The 20,286-nt window shown below is 66.5% G+C and carries 14 protein-coding genes; 9 read left to right on the top strand and 5 right to left on the bottom strand.

Going from position 1 to position 20,286, the window contains the following annotated elements:
• Positions 1–83: 83 nt before the first annotated feature.
• Together kduD and kduI are read right to left on the bottom strand one after the other, a co-directional pair.
• On the bottom strand, positions 84–851 hold the full coding sequence (kduD, locus tag OTER_RS21540; protein ID WP_012377065.1) for a 2-dehydro-3-deoxy-D-gluconate 5-dehydrogenase KduD: 768 nt from the start codon (positions 849–851) through the stop codon (positions 84–86).
• A gap of 110 nt (positions 852–961) precedes the next feature.
• Positions 962–1,786, bottom strand: a complete 825-nt coding sequence (gene kduI / locus OTER_RS21535) for a 5-dehydro-4-deoxy-D-glucuronate isomerase (protein ID WP_012377064.1) — start codon at positions 1,784–1,786, stop codon at positions 962–964.
• A gap of 358 nt (positions 1,787–2,144) precedes the next feature.
• Here kduI and OTER_RS21530 point away from each other — a divergent pair, with 358 nt between their 5' ends.
• From OTER_RS21530 to OTER_RS21515, 4 genes are all read left to right on the top strand, one after another.
• Positions 2,145–2,783, top strand: coding sequence for a bifunctional 4-hydroxy-2-oxoglutarate aldolase/2-dehydro-3-deoxy-phosphogluconate aldolase (locus OTER_RS21530; protein ID WP_012377063.1), 639 nt, complete (start codon positions 2,145–2,147; stop codon positions 2,781–2,783).
• A 165-nt stretch (positions 2,784–2,948) separates the two neighbouring features.
• Positions 2,949–3,929 (top strand): phosphoglycerate dehydrogenase, encoded by a 981-nt coding sequence (locus tag OTER_RS21525; RefSeq protein ID WP_012377062.1) that lies wholly within the window; start codon positions 2,949–2,951, stop codon positions 3,927–3,929.
• A 108-nt stretch (positions 3,930–4,037) separates the two neighbouring features.
• Positions 4,038–5,132 carry an Ldh family oxidoreductase gene (locus OTER_RS21520; protein WP_012377061.1) on the top strand — a complete coding sequence of 365 codons (1,095 nt, stop codon included), beginning with the start codon at positions 4,038–4,040 and terminating at the stop codon, positions 5,130–5,132.
• Positions 5,133–5,286: 154 nt separating this feature from the next.
• A complete protein-coding gene (locus OTER_RS21515; RefSeq protein ID WP_012377060.1) occupies positions 5,287–6,384 on the top strand; it encodes a sugar kinase in 1,098 nt (365 codons plus the stop codon).
• 27 nt (positions 6,385–6,411) lie between these two features.
• Here the strand turns inward: OTER_RS21515 and OTER_RS21510 are convergent, their stop codons facing one another.
• Positions 6,412–7,446 (bottom strand): methyltransferase domain-containing protein, encoded by a 1,035-nt coding sequence (locus OTER_RS21510; protein WP_012377059.1) that lies wholly within the window; start codon positions 7,444–7,446, stop codon positions 6,412–6,414.
• A gap of 150 nt (positions 7,447–7,596) precedes the next feature.
• Here OTER_RS21510 and OTER_RS21505 point away from each other — a divergent pair, with 150 nt between their 5' ends.
• Both OTER_RS21505 and OTER_RS21500 read left to right on the top strand, forming a co-directional pair.
• Positions 7,597–7,818: a Nif11 family protein gene (locus OTER_RS21505; protein ID WP_012377058.1), complete on the top strand. Its 222-nt coding sequence runs from the start codon at positions 7,597–7,599 to the stop codon at positions 7,816–7,818.
• A complete protein-coding gene (locus tag OTER_RS21500) occupies positions 7,815–8,843 on the top strand; it encodes a sulfotransferase (RefSeq protein ID WP_012377057.1) in 1,029 nt (342 codons plus the stop codon). The genes OTER_RS21505 and OTER_RS21500 overlap by 4 nt, the downstream gene beginning before the upstream one ends.
• Before the next feature lie 76 nt (positions 8,844–8,919).
• On the opposite strand, the gene OTER_RS21495 is transcribed toward OTER_RS21500, so the two are convergent.
• Together OTER_RS21495 and OTER_RS21490 are read right to left on the bottom strand one after the other, a co-directional pair.
• Positions 8,920–9,465: a GNAT family N-acetyltransferase gene (locus OTER_RS21495; RefSeq protein WP_012377056.1), complete on the bottom strand. Its 546-nt coding sequence runs from the start codon at positions 9,463–9,465 to the stop codon at positions 8,920–8,922.
• Positions 9,462–9,767, bottom strand: a complete 306-nt coding sequence (locus OTER_RS21490; protein WP_012377055.1) for a DUF6916 family protein — start codon at positions 9,765–9,767, stop codon at positions 9,462–9,464. Before OTER_RS21490 ends, OTER_RS21495 begins: the two co-directional genes overlap by 4 nt.
• A 97-nt stretch (positions 9,768–9,864) precedes the next feature.
• Here OTER_RS21490 and OTER_RS21485 point away from each other — a divergent pair, with 97 nt between their 5' ends.
• The 3 genes from OTER_RS21485 (at position 9,865) to OTER_RS26315 (ending at position 20,111) form a co-directional block, all read left to right on the top strand.
• Entirely contained in the window at positions 9,865–10,635 is a 771-nt protein-coding gene (locus OTER_RS21485; RefSeq protein ID WP_237702403.1) for a phage tail protein, read from the top strand.
• Positions 10,636–10,734: 99 nt separating this feature from the next.
• Positions 10,735–11,595, top strand: coding sequence for a sulfotransferase family protein (locus tag OTER_RS21480; protein WP_012377053.1), 861 nt, complete (start codon positions 10,735–10,737; stop codon positions 11,593–11,595).
• A 26-nt stretch (positions 11,596–11,621) separates the two neighbouring features.
• Positions 11,622–20,111, top strand: coding sequence for an MBG domain-containing protein (locus OTER_RS26315; RefSeq protein WP_052300453.1), 8,490 nt, complete (start codon positions 11,622–11,624; stop codon positions 20,109–20,111).
• Positions 20,112–20,286 lie beyond the last annotated feature (175 nt).

Below are 20,286 nucleotides of genomic sequence, written 5' to 3'. Positions count from 1 at the left end.
TCCGCGACGCTCTCATCGTCGCCCAAAACGAAGAGCCCGGCGGAGACGCCGGGCTCGAGAGAAGCTGGTCGTTCGCCGGGGGCTTACCGGGCCAGCCAGCCACCGTCGACGGCGATCGTGTAGCCGTTGACGTAGTCCGAGGCGGAGGAGGCGAGGAAGACCGCCGTGCCCTTGAGGTCGTCGGGCGTGCCCCAGCGGGCGGCCGGAATGCGCTCGAGAATCGCCGCGCTGCGTTTCTCGTCGGCGCGCAGCGGCGCGGTGTTGTCGGTGGCCATGTAGCCGGGCGCGATCGCGTTCACGTTGATGCCCTTCGCGGCGAGTTCATTCGCCATCAGCCGCGTGAGTCCCTGCACCGCGCTCTTCGACGCCGTGTAGGAGGGGACGCGGATACCGCCTTGGAACGACAGCATCGAGGCGATGTTGATGATCTTCGCCGGCGCGTTGCGCTCGATCGCGTCGCGCACGAACGCCTGCGAGAGGAAAAACACGGCGTCGATGTTGATGCCCATGACGTCGTCCCAGTCTTTCTCGGAGAACTTGGTGAAGTCCTCGCGGCGGATGATGCCGGCGCAGTTCACGAGCACGTCGAGGTGGGCGAACTGCTTGCGGGCGTTGGCGATCACCTGTGGGATCGCGGCGCGGTCGCCGAGATTGGCGGCGAGCGTGATCGCTTTGCGACCAAGCGCCTCGACCTGCTTCTTGGTGTCATCGGCGGGGAGGATGTCGACCGCGACGATGTCCGCGCCGGCTTCGGCGAGCGCGAGGGCCATGCCCTGACCGAGGCCGCGCGCGGCGCCGGTGACGACGGCGACTTTTCCGTTGAGACTGAATTTTTCGAGGATGGAGCTCATGGGTTGAAAATAGCTGGCTGGGGGCGGGTGGAGCCCGCGGTTCGGGCGGGGTGAATGGAAACCAAATCGGAAAGCCCGCCGGGGCGGCGGGCTCCCACCGGTGACGGGAATTACTTCAGGTCGGCGATGGCGACCTGATCCATGTCTTCGAACGTCTGGTTATCGCCGCCCATCGCCCAGATGAAGCGATAAGCGCCGGTGCCGACGCCGGCGTGGATCGACCACGCGGGGGAAAGGATCGCTTCGCGATCGCGCACGATCAGGTGCCGCGTGGCCTGAGGCTCGCCCATCAGGTGCACGACCATGTCGGTGCCGAGATCGAAATAGAGATAGATCTCGGTGCGGCGCGAGTGCGTGTGGGGCGGCATCGTGTTCCAGACGCTGCCGGGCTCGAATTCGGTGAAGCCCATCACGAGCTGGCAGCTCTTGATGCCGTTGGCGTGGATGTAGCGGTTGATCCGCCGGCGATTGCACTTCGCGGGATCGCCGATCGGCTGCGTGCCCTGCGCGCGCGCGGCGTGCGCCGTCGGGTAGGTCATGTGCGCGGGCGTGCTGATGAAGAAATACTGGGCCTGACCGGCGCTGCCGGCCTCGAACACGACGTCGCGTTCACCCTTGCCGACGTACAGGCAGTCGAGCGAGCCGAGCGGGTAGCTTTTGCCGCCGACGCGGACGGCGCCGGGCGCGCCGATGTTGATGATGCCAATTTCCCGCCGTTCGAGGAAGAAGTCGGTGCCCGTCGCCTGCTTCGAGTTCGGCAGCGGCAGAGGCGCGGAGGTCGGCGTGACGCCGCCGGCGATCATCCGATCGAGGTCGGTGTAGTGCGTGATGAGCTGACCGGGTTGAAACAGATCGCTGATCAGGAAAGCGCTGCGGAGTTGTTCAGGCTCGAGACGCTTCGTCTCGGCGGGGCTCGGCGAGTAATGGAGCTTCATTCGAAAGAGAGGAGGATAACCGGAGGTCAACCGCAACCGCACACTGCGTCTGACGGTTCGCCATCGCACGCGGCCCGGGCGGCGCGGCACCGCGAGGGATCGACCGCAGAAGAGGACTGCGGCCGCGGCTGAAAGCGAAGAGCTGCATCCGGAAAATCGAGGTGGATCGCAACGGGGAAGCGGCCTCGTGACGGTCTCATCGTTTAACAGACGGGGTTTTTGCCTGTATCTGCCGTCGTCCGCCTGTTTGATGTGAGGGCCGTTGCGTTTGCGCACCGGCTTGCCTGCCCCGGGATCGGACGGTCATGCTCGGCCGCTTCTTTTCCCGCCCGCTGAAACTTCAATTCGATTCCCCATCGTGAACAAATCCGACATTCTCGCTCGGCTCAAAGCCCAGAAAGTGATTGCGCTCATCCGCGCCGACAACGCCGAGAGCCTCGTGGATTGCGCCCGCGCACTGCAGGCCGGCGGCCTCGGCGCCATCGAGCTGACGATGACCACGCCCGGCGCGATCGAGATGGTTGCCCGCGTCTCGAAGGAACTGCCCGAGGCACTCATCGGCCTGGGCACCGTGCTCGATCCCGACACCGCGAAGCGCGGTATCGCCGCAGGCGCGAAATTCATCGTCACTCCGGCCGTGCGACCGGCGGTGATCGCCGCCTGCAAGGAAGCCGGCGTACCGGTGCTGTCCGGCGCGCTGACGCCGACCGAAGCATGCACGGCGTGGGACGCCGGTGCCGACGTGATCAAGATTTTCCCGGCCGAGTTCTTCGGCCCGGCGTACATCAAGTCGCTCAAGGCCCCGTTCCCGAAGATGGAATTCCTGCCGACGGGCGGCGTGACGCCGCAGACCGTCGGCGACTTCTTGAAAGCGGGCGCGTGGGCGACTGCCGCCGGCAGCGCGCTGGTCGCGCCGGCGGCGCTGAAAGCTCGCGACTGGGCCGCCGTCACCGCGCGCGCCAAGGAATTCGTCGCCGCCGCCGCGGCGGTGGCATAACAACGGATTTCACCCGCCCGCGAATCCACGCCAATCTGCGCGCATATCTGCCAATGAACATGCCAGCGACGAGCGAAGGCTTTGGCCGGCGGCGTCGTCCGGCTCGCACTCATTGGTGTGTAGTCGCGTAATTCGCGGGCAAGCTCGGCTTTTTCTTTTTTTCCCATGACTCGCATTCTTCTTACCACCACTTCGTTTCAGGATACGCCCGGCGGTCATCATGACTTGCTGGCTCAGACCGGCTGGGAAGTCATCCGCGCGCGCGGTCCGTTGAACGAGGCCGACACGCTCGCCCTCGTCGGCGAGGTCGACGGCTACATTTGCGGCGACGACGCCATCACCCGCCAGGTACTCGAAAAAGCCCGCCCGCGGCTGAAGGTGCTCAGCAAATACGGCATCGGCGTCGACAAGATCGACGTGAAGTCGTGCACCGAGTTCGGCATTCCGCTGCTGTTCACGCCGGGTGTGAACCACACGACGGTGGCCGAACACACGTTCCTGCTGCTGCTCGCGCTGGAGAAGAATTTCCTTTTCCACACGGACTCGACCCGTAGCGGTGGCTGGAAGCGGAAGACCGGCCACGAACTGCTCGAGAAGACGATCGGCATCGTCGGCCTCGGCCGGATTGGCAAGGAGGTCGCGATCCGCGCGAAGGCGTTTGGCATGACGCCGATCGGCTACGACGTGTATTGGGACGATAAATTCGCCGCGGAGCATGGCGTGAAGCGGGTGAACTCGCTCGACGAGATTTTTGCCGCGTCGGATTACCTGTCGCTGCACACGAACCTGACACCGCAGACGCGCGGGATGATCAACGCGGCCGCGTTTGCGAAGATGAAAAAGGGCGTGCTGATCCTGAACTGTGCGCGCGGCGAGATCGTGAACACCGCCGACATGGTCGCGGCATTGAAGTCGGGCCAGGTGGGTGGCTACGGCACCGACGTGCTCGACCAGGAGCCGCCGGCGGCGGATCATCCGTTGCTCAAGCTGCCGAACGTCGTCTGCACGCCGCACATCGGCTCGCGCACCTACGAGAGCGTCGTCCGTCAGGCGACGGCTGCAGTCACCAACCTCATCCGTGCGATGCACGGCGAGAAGCCGCTCGCGCAGGTGAATCCGGAGGTTCCGGTCAAGAAGGTGGTCTGACGCCCACGCGAGTTGAGAGTTGAGAGCTGAGAGTTGAGAGGCCGAACCGTCGGCTCGCTCGGCTCAGATTTTCCGACTCTCAACTCTCAACCCTCAACTCTCAACCCTATGGAAACTTTCTACGTCGTTCCCGAAGCGCAGCACAACGCACTCGTCGAAGCAGCCTACAAGAAACGCGGCTATTCCGGTCAGGAAGCCGCCGCTGGCGCGCGGTTCTGCGCCGAGGCCACACGGCACGGCATCCGCACTCACAACGCGCTCAAGGCGCTGCACCTCGATCATCTGTTCGGCTCCGGCGCCGGTGGCTGCAAGCCCAAGGCGAAGATCGAAAAGGTGAAGACGCGGTTCCGCGGCGCGCAGGTGTGGAACGCCAATCGCAAGCTCGGCCAGGCCACCGGCTACGCCGCGATCGAAACCGCCATGAAGCTCGCCGACAAATACGGCGTCGGCATGGTTTCGGTCGACAACGCGTTCCACTACCTCTGGGGCGGCGGCTACGTGATGGAGGCCGCGCGGCGCGGCTATATTGCCTACACCAACTGCACCGCGGCGCTCGCTGAAGTTGTTCCGTTCGGCGGCAAGTATCCCACGCTCGGCACGAATCCGCATTCGTGGGGTTTCCCGACCACCGGCGCGATCGGGTATCCGATCGTCATCGACTGGGCGACGAGCGTCGTGGCGATGGGCCGCGTGCAGCAGCTGCTGCGCGAGGGCAAACAGCTCCCGCCGGGCGCCGCCGTGGACGAGAACGGCACGCCGACGACCGATCCGGCGAAGGCGAAGTACCTGCTGCCGTTCGGCGCGCACAAGGGCTACGGGCTGTCGCTCATGAATGAAATCGTCGGCGCCTTCATCGGCGGCTCGTTGCCCACGCTGCGCAACCGCTGGAGCCAGGTGACGGAAGGCGAGAAGGGCACGTGCTGCTTCTTCTTCCAGGTCTGGCATCCCGACGCGATGAACGGCGGCGCGTTTGCGCAGGGCCGCGATCAGACCGGCAACGTTAAGGCGGTGATCGGCGACATTCTGGGTCACGGCAACGAGGGCTGCATGCTGCCGGGCCAGATCGAAGCCGAAGCCGCCGCGCGCAGCGCGAAGAACGGCGGCCTGCTGTTCTCCGAAGCGGAGATCAACGCGTTCAACGAGATTGCGGCCGAGGTCCGTCGGCCCAAGTGGAACCTCGCCGACCTGAAAACGGCCGAATAGTCCATATCCTCCGCGCGCGAATCACGCGAAGCGACGCGCATTTCATGCGAACCGTGTCGTGGCCGTTCTTCCGTGATTCGCGCCCATTCGCGTGATTCGCGGGCGACTCTTCAGACTCTCAACTCTCAACCCTCATCTCTCAACTCCTCCTCCCATGGCACTCCCCATCAAACCCCGCGCTTCGTGCGCCTTTGACCAAGTTTCGCTCGGCGAAGTCATGCTTCGCCTCGACCCCGGCGAGGGCCGTATCCGCACGGCCCGCGAGTTCAAAGTCTGGGAAGGCGGCGGCGAGTACAACACCTCGCGCGGCCTCCGGAAATGCTTCGGCTACAAAACCGCCGTGTGCACCGCCTTCGTCGACAACGAAGTCGGCCATCTGGTCGAGGACTTCATCCTCCAAGGCGGCGTCGCGACCGATTTCATCAAGTGGCGCGAGGACGATGGCATCGGGCGCACCGTGCGCAACGGGCTGAACTTCACCGAGCGCGGCTTCGGCATTCGCGGTGCGGTGGGCAATCCCGACCGCGGCAACACCGCCGCGTCGCAGCTCAAGCCCGGCGACTTCGACTGGGATCACATTTTCGGCAAGCTCGGTGCGCGCTGGTTTCACACCGGCGGCATCTTCGCCGCGCTGTCCGCGACCACCGCGGAATTGACCGTCGAAGCGGTGAAAGCCGCGAAGAAGCACGGCACGATCGTCAGCTATGATCTCAACTATCGCCCTTCGCTCTGGAAGACGATCGGCGGGTTGAAGAAGGCGCAGGAGGTCAACCGTGAGATCGCCAAGTACGTCGACGTGATGATCGGCAACGAGGAGGATTTCACCGCTTCGCTGGGCTTTGAGGTCAAGGGCGCCGACCACAACATCAGCAAGATCGAGATCGACGCGTTCAAGGCGATGATCGAGACAGCCGTGAAGGAGTTCCCGAACTTCAAGGTGGCGGCCACGACGCTGCGCCGCGTGATCACCGCGACCAAGAACGACTGGGCGGCGATCCTGTGGCACGACGGCAAGTTCCACGAGAGCCGGAAATATCCGGAGCTCGAGATCCTCGATCGCGTCGGCGGCGGCGACTCGTTTGCCTCGGGCCTGCAATTCGGCTTCATGGAATTCAACGACGGACAGAAGGCGGTCGAGTATGGCGCGGCCCACGGCGCGCTGGCGTCGACGACGCCGGGCGACACGTCGATGGCGACCCGCAAGGAAGTCGAGAAGCAGATCAAGGGCGGCGGCGCGCGCGTCGTGCGCTGAGCCCGCCCGCTGCCATCGGTTCGTCCGCTACGTCCGCACCCGCAATCCCGGCTGCGTCGAGATCTCGTAGTCGAACGCGAGCTCCCCGCCGCGTTCGGCCAGCGCAGCCGGATAGTTTACGCGCTGGGGCAGGTTCAGGCTGCTTTCGAAATCGCGCAGCGTGTGCCGGCCGAAGACGCGGAGATGCGTGAAGAGATGCAGCGGCGTGCGCGTGCGATGGTGCGCCGGCACCAGCACAGTGCCGCCGGTCAGCCGGCCGGGCGCGCGTTCGTGCAGGCGGTGCACTGCCGCCGCCTCGAGCGAAAACGCGCTGCCGAGCGGCGTGAGCCCGCGCGAGGCGATGGCGTCGTCGGTCAGGCCGGCCGCGGGCGGCGCGTAGTGCTCGCCGACGTCGAAGAGGCCGGCCTGCACATCGATGTACTCGGGCAGAAAGCATCCGCCGGGCCGCAACTGCGGCGCGAGGTTCAAGGTGGCCGCGACTTGCGGTTCCTTCATCAGCGCGTGTTGCAGCACCTCGCAGGCGATGAGGTGCGGCCGGTCGGCTTCGGCGAACCGCACCCGCGTAGCGTCCGCCACCACGAAGGCGCGGATGGAATCGCGGACGCCGAGCTGGTCCGCCAGCCGCCGCGCGCACTCGATGGCGAGCGGATGCACGTCGAGCAGCGTGAAGACGACCTGATCTCTCGGATACCGTAGCGCGAACGGTAGGGCCAGCGGTGCGAGCGGACCGCAGCCGGCCTCGAGCACGTGCAGCGTTTCACCGGGAAAACGCGCGCGCATACAGCGCAGCGCCTCATCGACCGCGCGCAGGAATACCGCCGTGCGGCGGTGCTCCCACAGGCAGCGCGCCGCCCCGACGGGGGAAATGGCCCTGCCCGCGGGGAGCAGCGTGCCGGCGAAAAAGGCGTGGCCGGGCGGGCCGTCATGTTCGTCCGGCACGTCGCATTGCGCGAGGCCCCAGTGATACCACTCCAGCGCGACGGCGCGCAGTTCGCCGGGAGGCCGGGTCGGATCCATCAGGCGGTCGGTCCAGGCGAGCAGACGTTCGGCGGCGGCGGGCATGGCTGGCAAGCAGGCTGCCCGAGTAATCCGCCGGCTTCCATCGCGCAACGTCGGATTTCTCGAAGACTCGTGCCGTCTCGAGCGTTTACATCACCGCGGGATTCACGCCATCCTCATTCGCGCTGCCCTGCTCCTGCTTTCGATCGCCCCATGTCTCCGTCGGCGTTGCCTCCCTCGTTGGCCGAGTTTCACCGGCATGTCGTCCATGACGCGGAGTTGCTGGAACGGCTGGCCGCGGCCGGCGACGCCGACGCGTTCGTGACGCTCGCCGTGGCGGCGGGCGCGGAACGAGGCTTGGTTTTTTCCGCTGCCGACGTGCGGGCGGCGCTGCTGGCGGCCCGGCGCACCTGGATCGAAAGGAACGTCCCGTGAGCCTCGCGCACCTGCTGGGCTGGACGCCGACGCGGTTCTTCTGGCGCGAAGGCGAGCCGCACGTGGAGTGGGGGCGGCTGCCGGCCGCGCCGTTCTCCGATTCGTTCTTCGAACAAACGCTGACGCGGGCCATGCGCAATCCGGCCCGACTGCTGTTCCGGCAGACGACGCCGGCCGACGTGCTCGACGAATTCGACCGGGAGCAGCCCGGACTGCCGCCGACCGGTTTCATCTTTCACATGTCGCGGTGCGGCTCGACGCTGATCGCGCAGATGCTGGCGGCGCTGCCGCAGAACGTGGTGGTGTCCGAGGCGCCGCCGATCGATCAGGTGTTGCAGTCGCCGCTGCGCGACCCGCGGATCACGCCCGGGCAGCGCCGCACGTGGCTGCGCGGCATGGTCACCGCGCTTGGGCAGCGACGGCAGGGCGGGGAGTCGCGCTACTTCATCAAATTCGACAGCTGGCACACGCTGGAACTGCCGGTGATCCTCGAGGCGTTTCCGGACGTCCCGTGGCTGTTCGTCTACCGCGATCCGGTCGAGGTGCTGGTTTCACACCGCCGCCGCCGCGGCTCGCAGATGGTCCCGGGCCTGCTCGACCCGCGGCTGTTCGCGATCGACGGGGCCGCACTGCCGGCGCTGTTGCCCGACGAGTACGGCGCGCGCGTGCTGGCGCGGATCTGCGGCGCGGCGGCGGCGCACGCATCGCTCGGCCGCAGCCGGCTGGTGAACTTCAACCAGCTGCCGGCCGCGGTGGGGGAAAGCCTGGGGCGGTTTTTCGGAATCGAATGGACCGCCGACGAACGCGCGCGCCTGGCGCGCGCCTCGCGGATGGACGCCAAATCGCCCAACGAAACGTACCGCGACGATCGCGCCGAAAAGCAGCGCGAAGCGACCGGGGAGATCCGCCGGCTCGCCCGGGAGTGGGTGGCAGGGATCTATGCCGAACTCGAGGCCGCGCGCGCGGCGTCGGCGAGCAGCCGTTCGCGCAGCCAGTCGTTCACCCCGCAATCGATCACGCGATGAATCTGATCGGTTGCGCCGCGGTTTTCCGCGGGGAATCGCGTCCGGTCCGCCAAACCGCGATTTTGCGCGTGCGGCTTCAGTCCGCCCGCCACTCCATTTTCAGATACAAGCCGTTCTCGCCGGTCGGGGCGAAGCCGAGGCGGGCGTAGAGCTGGGCGGCGCGATCGGCCTTGAGCACCTGCAACCGCAGTGGCCGGTGCGTGGCGCGCGCTTCGTCCTGCAGCGCGCCCAACAGGCGGCGGCCGATGCCGCGGCCGCGGTGTTCGGCCCGCAGCGCGAGGTCGACGACGCGGATTTCGTCGGCTGCGCGCTGAACCATCAGCGTACCGATGGCCTCGCCGCCGCGTTGTACGATGGCCGGCTCGGCCCCGGCAAAAACCTGCGCGTAGTGCCGGCGCCTCGCGTTGAACTGGCTGCGCAGGAAAACCTCCTGCTGTGCCGCCGGCCAGCCGGTCGTCGCCATCTCCGCAGCGCGCGTGCTGGCGAACAGCGCGAAGAGGAAATTTTCATCCCGCGGTGTCGCGGGGCGCAGGGTGATCTCCGGTTCGTCGCCGGCGGGGGGTCTTCTCCGGGCCTTTGGGTCTCTGTGTTTCAACGTGAGTCCGACTTCTCTGGGGCTCACCCGAAGTTGAACACCGCCTCCAACTCCGTGCCCTGGGCGTCGCGGCCGATCGGCGTGAGGAAGACGCCGAGCTCACCCAGTGCGGGATGCGTCAGCGGATAGATGCCCTGCTGGCAGGTCCATTGGAGCCCGGCGCGGAAGACGAGCGAGAACGACTGGCGCCGGCCGGGTGACGGCGGGTGTTTGCTGGCGGTGGCGGATCGCAATTCGAGATGGAGTGGCTGGGGCAGGTCCAGCTGGACGCGAAAGCTCTCGCCCACACGGGGCGTGAAATCGGCCAGGGTGATTTCTTCGAGGGTCATGGGGCGAAGAACGAAATGGCTGTTGCCAGGTTTGTGCCTTGCCGTATCGCCGAATTCAATCCAAACTCTGGACTCGGCCGCCACGGTCGGCGTTTCTGTGCGATCCCGTTCCCGTCGTTCCGCACTGCTGCATGACACCTTCCCGTCGTTTTTTGCGCTTGTTCAAGCGCAGGAAATCCACCCCGCACCCATAACCACACAGCAGGAAATCATCATGTCAGAACCATTTGTTGGCGAAATCCGCATGGTCGGCTTCACGTTCAACCCCCGCGGCTGGGCCTATTGCGCCGGCCAGTTGCTGCCCATCGCCCAGAACCAAGCACTGTTCGCTCTGCTCGGCACAACCTATGGCGGCAATGGCCAGACGAATTTCGCGCTGCCTGATCTGCGTGGTCGCGTGCCGGTGGGCGCCACGAATACATCGGGATCGCCGTTGCCTCCGGTCCAGGTCGCCCAGACCGGCGGCACGCCGCAGGTGCAGTTGACGATGAACGAACTGCCGATGCATAACCACCTCGCGACGTTCACGGGGACGGGTGGCGGCGGGGGGAGTTCGCCGCAGGTCGCCGTCAAGGTCGGCGTGACCTCGACTACCGGCACGCTGAACACTCCGGGTGGGAATGTGCTGGCGGCAGCACCGACAGCGGGGCCAAACCAGGCGCTCGTTTATGCCCCGTCAACCGCCAACCTCGACGGCGAACTTGCTGGCATCAGCGTCGCTGTTACCGGCGGCGGCGGTGGTGGCATCACCGGCGGAACCGTGACGGTGAATCCCTCTGGCGGCGGCCAGCCGTTCTCGATCATGCCTCCGTTCATCGGGATCAACTTCGTCATCGCACTGGAAGGCATCTTCCCGTCGCGGAGTTGACCGGCTGACTCGGTCCCAGGGTGGTGGCGTCCTGCGCGCTGCCACCCTGGGGCCTGTTCCTTTCGGCCGCCGTCTGCGGCCACCCCACCCACACCACTCGTGCCCAGAACCTACCATTTCATCTCCGGCTTGCCGCGCAGCGGATCGACCTTGCTCGCTGCGATCCTGCGGCAGAATCCCCGCATCCATGCGGCCATGACGAGTCCGGTGGGCTCGCTCTTCACGTCGCTCCACAGCACGATGGGCTTGGACAACGAATTCGCGGAGTTCATCGACGAGAAACAGCGCGAACGGATGCTGCGTGGGGTCTTCGAGCTCTACTATCAGGACCATCCCCAGGAAGTGATCGTCGACACCAACCGGCTCTGGTGTGCGCGGCTGCCGCTGCTCTCGCGCCTGTTCCCGGAGGCCAAGGTGCTCTGCACGGTTCGCAACGTCGCCTGGGTCATGGACAGCATCGAGCGGCTCGTTCGCAAGAACGCCATCCTGCCCTCCAAGCTCTTCAACGGGCCGCACGAGAGCGATACCGTTTACCATCGGCTCGAGGCGCTCGCGAGCCGCGATCGTTTCGTGGGCTTTTCCTACTACGCGCTCAAGGAAGCTTTCTACAGTCCCGAGGCGCGCAACATCCTGGTCATCGACTACGAGCATCTGACCCAGGCGCCGGAGAAGGTGCTGCCGCTTGTCTACCAGTTTCTGGGCGAGCCGGTCTTCGCGCACGACTTCAACAATCTCGACTATCAGGAGCCCGGCTTCGACGCCCGGCTCGGCATGCACGGGCTGCACGAAGTGAAGCGCAAGGTCGCCTACCGGCCGCGCCCCACGGTCCTGCCACCCGATCTTTTCCAGCAATACAGTAATCTCGATTTCTGGAAAAACCGCACGGGCAGCATTGCTAGCGTGATCAACGCGAATCCTGCGCCGGCGGCCCCAGCCCCGGCCTCACCCTCTCCGAGCTGACACCCCCAACGCCATTTTCCACTTCAATGAAACCACGCCGCTCCATCTCCGCTCGCCGCGCCGCGCCAGCCCGTATTTTCCGCGCCGGTCTCTCCGCTTCCTCGCTGATGATGGGGCTGCGCGCCGAAGCGAGCCTGCCGACAACACCGTTCCGGGTCGGTGCGCCGGCGCCGCGCGGCTGGCTCGGTGAGGCGAACAACGGCGACCCGGCCGAACTTGCGGTGACACCGATGCCCGGTCGCGGCGAACTGTTCTTCATCGATGCTGCCGTCGCCGATCCGAACGCCTTCTGGCTGGCCGCGCCGCGCGGGGCCACGGTCGTGTGCGTGCCCGTCGGTATCGACTCCTGGCGGTTCATGGCCGACGAGGCGGCGAACTACCGCAACCTGGGCGCGATCCATATCATCTCCCACGGCGAACCCGGCGCGGTGACGCTGAACGGCCGGCGCTACGCGGCGGGCGATCTCGAAGGCCGCGCAGCCGAGCTGCGGCGACTCGGGCACGCGTTAAGTAAAAATGGCGATATCCTGCTTTATGGCTGCGACACGGGTGAAGGTCCGGCTGGCGCCATGCTGATCACCCGGCTCGTGGCGTTCACCGGCGCAGATGTTGCCGCGTCGTCCAACCTGACCGGCGGGCGCGCGGGCGCGGACTGGAATCTGGAGATCACCCGCGGCGAGATCGAGACCCCCATCGCTGCCCCTGCGAATTACGATCATGTGCTCGTTACAAGCAACGTAAGCACGGTCGCACAGCTCAAGGCCGCCATCGCCACCGGCAACACCGACGGAGTCGCCGACACGATCACGTTGACCGGCAACATCACCTTTGCGTCCGCCGCCGACGCGATCGCCATCAACGTCACCGATGGGCAAACCATGTCCATTGTGGGCGGCGGATTCACGCTGAGCGGAGCCAATCTGGCGCGCGTCATCGACATCACGGCGGGCAGTGTAGCCATCAGCGACCTCACCATCAGCAATGGATTCGTGACGGGAGCTGGAGGCAACACTCCCGGCAATGGCGCCGGTCTGGCCGGTGGAGATTCACTGGGTGCGGGCATCCGCAATGCCGGCACGTTGAGGATCGCGAACAGCACCATAACTGGCAACAAGGCCGCTGGCGGCGGCGGCGGTGGTGGCGGTGCGGGTAGTGGTGGCGGCGCCGGTGGTGGTGGTGGTGGTTTCGGGACCACGTTTGGCGGGGCGGGTGGATCCAACAACGGTACGGCGGGCGGGGCCGGTTCAGCGGGGACAGGCGGCAACGGCGCTGGTTTCGGCACGCTGGTGGGCGTGGGGGGCACCACGAGCGGCGGGGCGGGAGCAAGCTACGGAGCGGGGTATACGAATGGCGGAGCCGGCGGCACCGCCAACAGCGGATCGATCAGCATCGGTGGCGGTGGTGGCGGTGGCGGCTACGCGTACGCGGGCGGCCGCGGCGGCAACGCGGTCGGAGGAATCTACAATACCGGCACGCTGGGCATCGGTGGCACCACCTTTACGCACAACATAGGTGCGGCCGGCGGTGGTGGCGGCGGCGGCTCTGTGGGCGGCGGCAACGGTGGCGCTGGTGGCACCGGCATCGGCGCTCTGTGGAACAACGGTGGCACCGTGCTCGTGGACTCGGGCACCAACACGAGTATCGCAGGAGCCACCAATGTGGGTGGCCTTGGCATCGGTGGCAGCGCGGCGGGTGGCAGCTCAAATGGAGCGAATGGCACCAGCGGCGCCTCGAGCGGCGCCATCACGGTTGACAGCACCGCTCCCACGGTTTCGGCGAGTCGCATTTCCATCGTGGGAGCCAGCGGCACGGGCGGCGTCTACAAGATCGGTGACACGGTGACAGCAACTTGGAACAACACCGCCGGCGGCGACAACAACACCGACGTTGCCGGCGTAACCGTCGACTTCAGTCCATTCGGCGGCGGGGCGGCCGTGGCGGCGACCAACAGCGCCGGCACGTGGACGGCGACCTATACGATCGTCGGTGGCGCGATCGATTCCGCGAACCGCAACGTCTCGGTCACCGCGATCGACAATGTCGCCAACAGCACCACGACTGCAGACGATACCAACGCGACGGTGGACAATCAGGCGCCGACGGTGACGGATGGGCGGATCTCGATTTCGGGCGCGAGCGGTACAGGCGGGGCGTTCAAGGTGGGCGATACGGTGACGGCGACGTGGAACAACACGGCCGGTGGCGACAACAACGCGGACACGATTTCGGCGGTGACGGTCGACTTCACGCAGTTCGGCGGCGGCGCGGCCGTGGCGGCGACGAACAGCGCCGGCACATGGACGGCGACCTACACGATCGCCGCGGGCGTGATCGACACGACCAATCGCAACGTGTCGGTCACCGCGACCGACAACGCGGGCAACGCCACGACGACGGCGGACACGACCAATGCCACGGTGGACAATCAGGCGCCGACGGTGACGGATGGGCGGATCTCGATTTCGGGCGCGAGCGGCACGGGCGGGGCGTTCAAAGCTGGCGACACAGTGACGGCGACGTGGAACAACACGGCCGGCGGGGACAACAACGCCGACACGATCTCGTCGGTCACGGTTGACTTCACGCAGTTTGGCGGGGGCGCGGCCGTGGCGGCGACGAACAGCGCCAGCACATGGACGGCGACTTATACGATCGTCAGTGGTGCGATCGATGCGACCAACCGCAATGTCTCGGTCACGGCGACCGACAACGCGGGGAACAGCACGACGACCGCTGACACCACCAACGCGACGGTCGACAACGTCCCACCGGCGGTCACTGACGGCAATATATCGATTTCCGGGGCCGGCGGCACGGGTGGGGCCTTCAAGGCGGGCGACACGGTGACGGCGACGTGGAACAACACGGCTGGCGGCGACAACAACGCGGACATAATCTCCGCCGTCACCGTGAATTTCACGCAGTTCGGCGGGGGTGCGGCGGTGGCGGCGACGAACAGCGCCGGCACGTGGACGGCCACCTACCTGATTGCTGCGGGCGCGATTGAGGCAACAAACCGCAACGTCTCCGTCACGGCGACCGACAATGCCGGGAATGCCACCACGACGGCGGATACGACGAATGCCACCGTGGACAACCAGGTGCCGACTACGACCATCGTGACGGCGGCGTTTTCGGCGGATACAGGCACCAGTAGCACGGACTTCATCACCAACACTGCCAGCCAGACAATTTCGGGCACGCTCAGTGCGAACGTCGCCAGCGGGGAGTCCGTGCAAGTCTCGCTGGACAACGGCTCGACGTGGAGCACAGCGACCACGACGGTCGGACAGAACACCTGGTCGCTGGCCGGCCAGACGCTCACCGCCAGCAACACGCTGAAGGTCCGCGTGCTCGATAGCGTCGGCAACAATGGGACGGTCCTCAGCCAGGCCTACGTGCTGGATACGACGGCGCCGACCACGACAATTGCGACGGCGGCTTTATCGGCAGACACGGGGACGAGCAACACCGACTTCATCACCAAGACTGCCAGCCAGACGATCTCGGGCACGCTCAGCGCAAACATGGCCGCGGGCGAGATCCTGCAGGTGTCGCTGGACGACGGCTCGACCTGGAGCAGCGCGACCACGACGGTTGGACAGAACACGTGGTCGCTGGCCGGCCAGACGCTCGCCGCCAGCAACACGCTGAAGGTGCGGGTCGCCGATGCGGCCGGCAACAGCGGCACTATCTTCAGCCAGGCCTACGTGCTCGATACGACGGCGCCGGCGATCACGTTCAGCGCGCTGGCGTTTTCCGCCGATACGGGCACGAGCTCGACCGATTTCATCACGAAGACGGCGGCACAGACGATCACGGCGACCTTGAGTGGAGCGCCGGCCGGTACGGACATCGTGTATGGCTCCCTGGACAACGGCAGCACGTGGGCCAACATCACGGCGAAAGTGAGCGGCACGACGCTCACATGGAACGGCGTCACGCTCGCGGCGAGCAACACGTTGCAGCTGAAGGTGACGGACGCGGCGGGCAACGACGGTGCGCTGGCGAGCCAGGCTTACGTGCTGGATACGACGGCGCCCACGATCACGTTCAGCGCGCTGGCGTTTTCCGCCGACACGGGCACGAGCTCGACGGACTTCATCACGAAGACGGCGGCACAGACGATCGGTGCCACCCTGAGCGGGGCGCCGGCCGGTACGGACATCGTCTACGGTTCCCTAGACAACGGCAGTACCTGGACCAACATCACGGCGAAAGTGAGCGGCACGACGCTGACCTGGAACGGCGTGACCCTGAGCGGGAGCGACACGCTGCAACTCAAGGTGACCGACGCGGCGGGCAACGATGGTGCGCTGGCGAGCCAGGCCTACGTGCTGGATACGACGGCGCCCGCGATCACGTTCAGCGCGCTGACGTTTTCCGCCGACACAGGCACGAGCTCGACCGATTTCATCACGAAGACGGCGGCACAGACGATCGGTGCCACCCTGAGCGGGGCGCCGGCCGGTACGGACATCGTCTACGGTTCCCTGGACAACGGCAGCACCTGGACAAACGTCACGGCGAAAGTGAGTGGCACGACGCTGACATGGAACGGGGTGACCCTGAGCGGGAGCGACACGCTGCAACTCAAGGTGACCGACGCGGCGGGCAACGACGGCGCGCTGGCGAGCCAGGCCTACGTGCTGGACACGACGGCGTCCACGACGACGATCGCGACGGCGGCGTTGTCGGCCGACACAGGGACGAGCAGCACCGACTTCATCACCAAGACCGCCAGCCAGACGATCTCGGGCACGCTGAGTGCGAACATGGCCGCAGGCGAGTTTGTGGAGGTGTCGCTGGACAACGGCTCGACGTGGAATAGTGCGACCACTTCGGTCGGGCAAAACACCTGGTCGCTGGCCGGCCTGACGCTGACGGCGAGCAACACGCTCAAGGTTCGGGTGACCGACACGGCAGGCAACAGCGGCGCCGTTTTCGGCCAAGCCTATGTACTGGATGCAACCGGATCAACCGTGACCTCGGTGGGCGTGCCGGCGAATGCGACCTATCTGGCCGGCCAGAACCTGGACTTCACGGTCAACTGGGACGAGAGCGTCATCGTCAACACCACCGGCGGCACGCCGTCGCTTGCCCTGACCGTCGGTTCGACCAGCCGCAGCGCCACGTATCTGTCGGGCAGTGGCACGAGTGCGCTGGTCTTCCGCTACCAGACGCAGTCGGGCGATCTCGACGCCGACGGCATCACGGTCGGAGCGCTTTCCCTCAACAGCGGCACGATCCAGGATGCGGCGGGCAACAATGCCACGCTGACGCTCAACAGTGTCGGCTCCACCGCCAGCGTGAACGTTGACGCCGTGGCACCCACGGTGACGGGCCGGACCGTGCCGGCCAACGGCACCTACAAAGCCGGGCAGAACCTCGACTTCACGGTCACCTATTCTGAAAACGTTACCGTCAACACCGGCGGCGGCACACCCTACATCGCTGTCACGCTGGCCACCGGCGGGAGCGTGCAGGCGGCCTATAGCGGGGGCACGGGCACGGCGACGCTGACCTTCCGTTACACGGTCGTCGCCGGCGACGCCGACGCTGACGGCATCGCGGTGGCCTCGTCGATCACGCTGAATGGAGGCACGATCAAGGACGCCACGGGCAACGACGCGCAGACGACGACGCTCGGCCTTGGCGACACGGCGGCCGTGCTCGTCGACGGCGTCGCCCCCACCGTTTCCTCGAGCGACCGGCAGACTCCGTCGGGCGCTTCCACCAACGCCACAAGCGTGGTCTTCCGCGTCACCTTTGCCGAGCCGGTCACAGGGGTGGACACGGCGGACTTCACGCTCACCAAGACCGGCACAGCGGACGGCGCGATCGCGTCGGTCAACGCGGTGAGCGGCACAGTCTACGACGTCACGGTGAACACCGTTTCCGGCAACGGCACGCTGCGGCTCGACCTGAACAACGCGGGCACGGGTATTGCGGACACGCCGGGCAACGCCATCGCCACGGGTTACACTGCGGGCCAGACCTACACGATTGACAAGACGGCGCCGACGCTGAGCACGATCGCGCGGCGGACGCCGGCGACGGTGCACGCTGATGGGGCGGGCGTGACCTGGCGCGTGATCTTCGCCGAAGGCGTCACCGGCGTCGACGCGAGCGATTTCGCGCTGACCGTCGTGAGTGAATCGGCCACGGGCACGATCGCATCGGTCACACCGGTGGATGCGCTCGTCTACGATGTGTCGGTCAACCCCGTCTCCGGCCAGGGGCGGCTGCGGCTGGATTTGAAGAGCGCGGGCACGGGGATCGCCGACCTGGCCGGCAACACGCTGGCCGACGGCGGGTTCACCGCGGGCGACTTCTACGTTGTGGGAGTCACCAGTGTCTTCGAATCGCTGAATCTCACGGTTACAGGCACCGTGGGGGCCAACCTGGCTTCGGCGCACAAGGCGGCGCAACGCTTCACCACGGCCGCGGGCCAGCCGCTGACGCTGTCCTCAGTCGTGGCGCGGCTGGGGACGGTCACCGCCACGCCCACGCCCGTGGTGCAGATCTACACGGATAACGCGGGCGCTCCGGGCACCGCGGTGGGAACAGCCCTGACCAACCCCGGCACCCTGACGGCGCCCGGTCTGAACGTGTGGACGGGCAGCGTGACGCTGGCTGCGAGCACGACCTACTGGATCGTGTTCGAGGAAACCGTCTCAGCCTATACGGTTGCCCTCTCCGCTGTCACGGCGGGCGGGACGGGCAGCTGGCTGACGAATCCCGACTACGTGCTGCGTTTCCAGACTGGGTTTAGCACGTCGGGTGTGCTCCAGATCGCGCTCGGCGCGACGAGTGTGCCGACGATCACCAGTTCGCTGACGGCCAGCGGAACTGTGGGGACGCCGTTCAGCTACACAGTCACGGCGACGAACACGCCGACGAGTTATGCGGCCACGGGCTTGCCTGGTGGATTGAGCGTGAACACCACGACGGGTGCGATCACGGGCACGCCGAATGCCGCCGGCACCAGCAACGTTGCACTGACGGCGACCAATGCGAGCGGCACCGGGCCGGCGTCGACGCTGGTGCTGACGATCGGGAAGGGTAGCGCGACGGTGACACTCGGCTCGCTGACGCAGACCTACACCGGCACGCCGCGAGCGGTCTCGGTGAGCACCAGCCCGTCCGGATTGTCGGTCGATGTGCTCTACGACGGCTCGAACACGGCGCCCACCGCGGTCGGCAACTACAGTGTCACTGCGACGATCAACGACCTGAGTTACGTGGGATCGACCTCCGAGACGCTCACCATCGGTCGGGCCACCGCCACGCTGGCGCTTGGTGGATTGAACCACGTTTACGACGGCACGGCGAAAAGCGCGACGGCCACAACCACGCCCGCCGGTCTGCCGGTGACGGTCACCTATGACGGCAGCGCCACGGCGCCCACGGCCGCGGGCAGCTACACGGTGGTCGCCACGATCGACTCCGCCAGTTACACCGGCAGCGGCACCGGCACGCTGGTCATCGCGCCTGCCGTGGTCGTCCCGCCGGTTCCACCCGCTGGCGGCACCACCCAGATCTCGGCAGTGAACAGCGGCCTCACTTCGGGGGGGCACTGGGAGCGCAACGGCACCGATTTGGTCAACGCCACGGGCCTGACGTTAACGCTGCCCGACGTGCAGCCGCCCGTGGCTGGGCTCTACACCTACACGGCGACGGCGCCCGGCGGCGGCCTCGCCTCGAGCGAGCCGGTGATCGTGGGCCTGACGACGGACGAGAAAGTCATCGGCAGCGGCGACCTCGTGGGCGCCAACATCGTGCACCCCAACGGCAACGTTTACGATCAAGTGCTGCTGGGCGGTACCGGCGCGTCGATCACGGCGAACACGAACAAGGTGACGCGGGTGTCGTTCCTGGACCTGACCAACGACATCGTGCAGGTGGAGTTCAGCGGCGCGGGCACGCTGTCGGTGGTGATGGACGACGCGTCGCAGCCGGCGCCGGCGCTCAACTACAACCAAGCGGACGTGGATTACGTGCGCGGTCACGTGGGCCTGGTGATCACGGGCGCGAACGAGACGTCGAACCTCTCGATCTTCAGCGTGGGTCCGATCACGGCGGTGAACCAGACGCTGTTCAAGGAAGGCGTGGTTTACGACGGCGTGGCGGACATTGCGTTCGTCGCGATCCAGAGCACGAACGGGAAGTTCGGCGGCATTCGCACGGGCAACGCGCATTACTATGCGAGCCAGGGCTTCACCGGCGTATATGCGCCCGGCGTGACGTTCGCCGGGCCGGTGAACATCGGCGACGTGAGCGCGTTCGACTCGGCGACGCCGGTGCTCGTCTTCGGCGCGATCGACGAGGTGCGCATCACCGGCGGCAACCTGGCGCAGGACAACGGCGCGTCGGTGATGGTAAGCGGGATCACGCAGGTGAGGATGGTGGACGGCACGACCTCGCAGGGCGTGACGTTGCCCGCCCAGCAGAACCAGGGCGTGCTGATCGAAGACGGCACCAACGTGACCAGCCAGATTGTGGTGAATCCGTAGCGGGGGCCGTGAGGCTTCGTGAGCGTGGAACCCGCCGTCTCCGGCGGGCTTCAGCACTTTCATCTTCGACCCAGCCCGCGGGATGGCAGGCTCTCCACCTGCGCGGGCAAGTCACCCGCGCGCCCGGTTCATTGTGGAGCGGAAGCCGTGAGGCTTTCGTCGCGATCGAGCCACG

The organism is Opitutus terrae PB90-1 (assembly GCF_000019965.1).
GTDB classification, from domain to species: Bacteria; Verrucomicrobiota; Verrucomicrobiia; order Opitutales; family Opitutaceae; genus Opitutus; species Opitutus terrae.
This window is presented reverse-complemented; position numbering and strand designations above follow the sequence as displayed.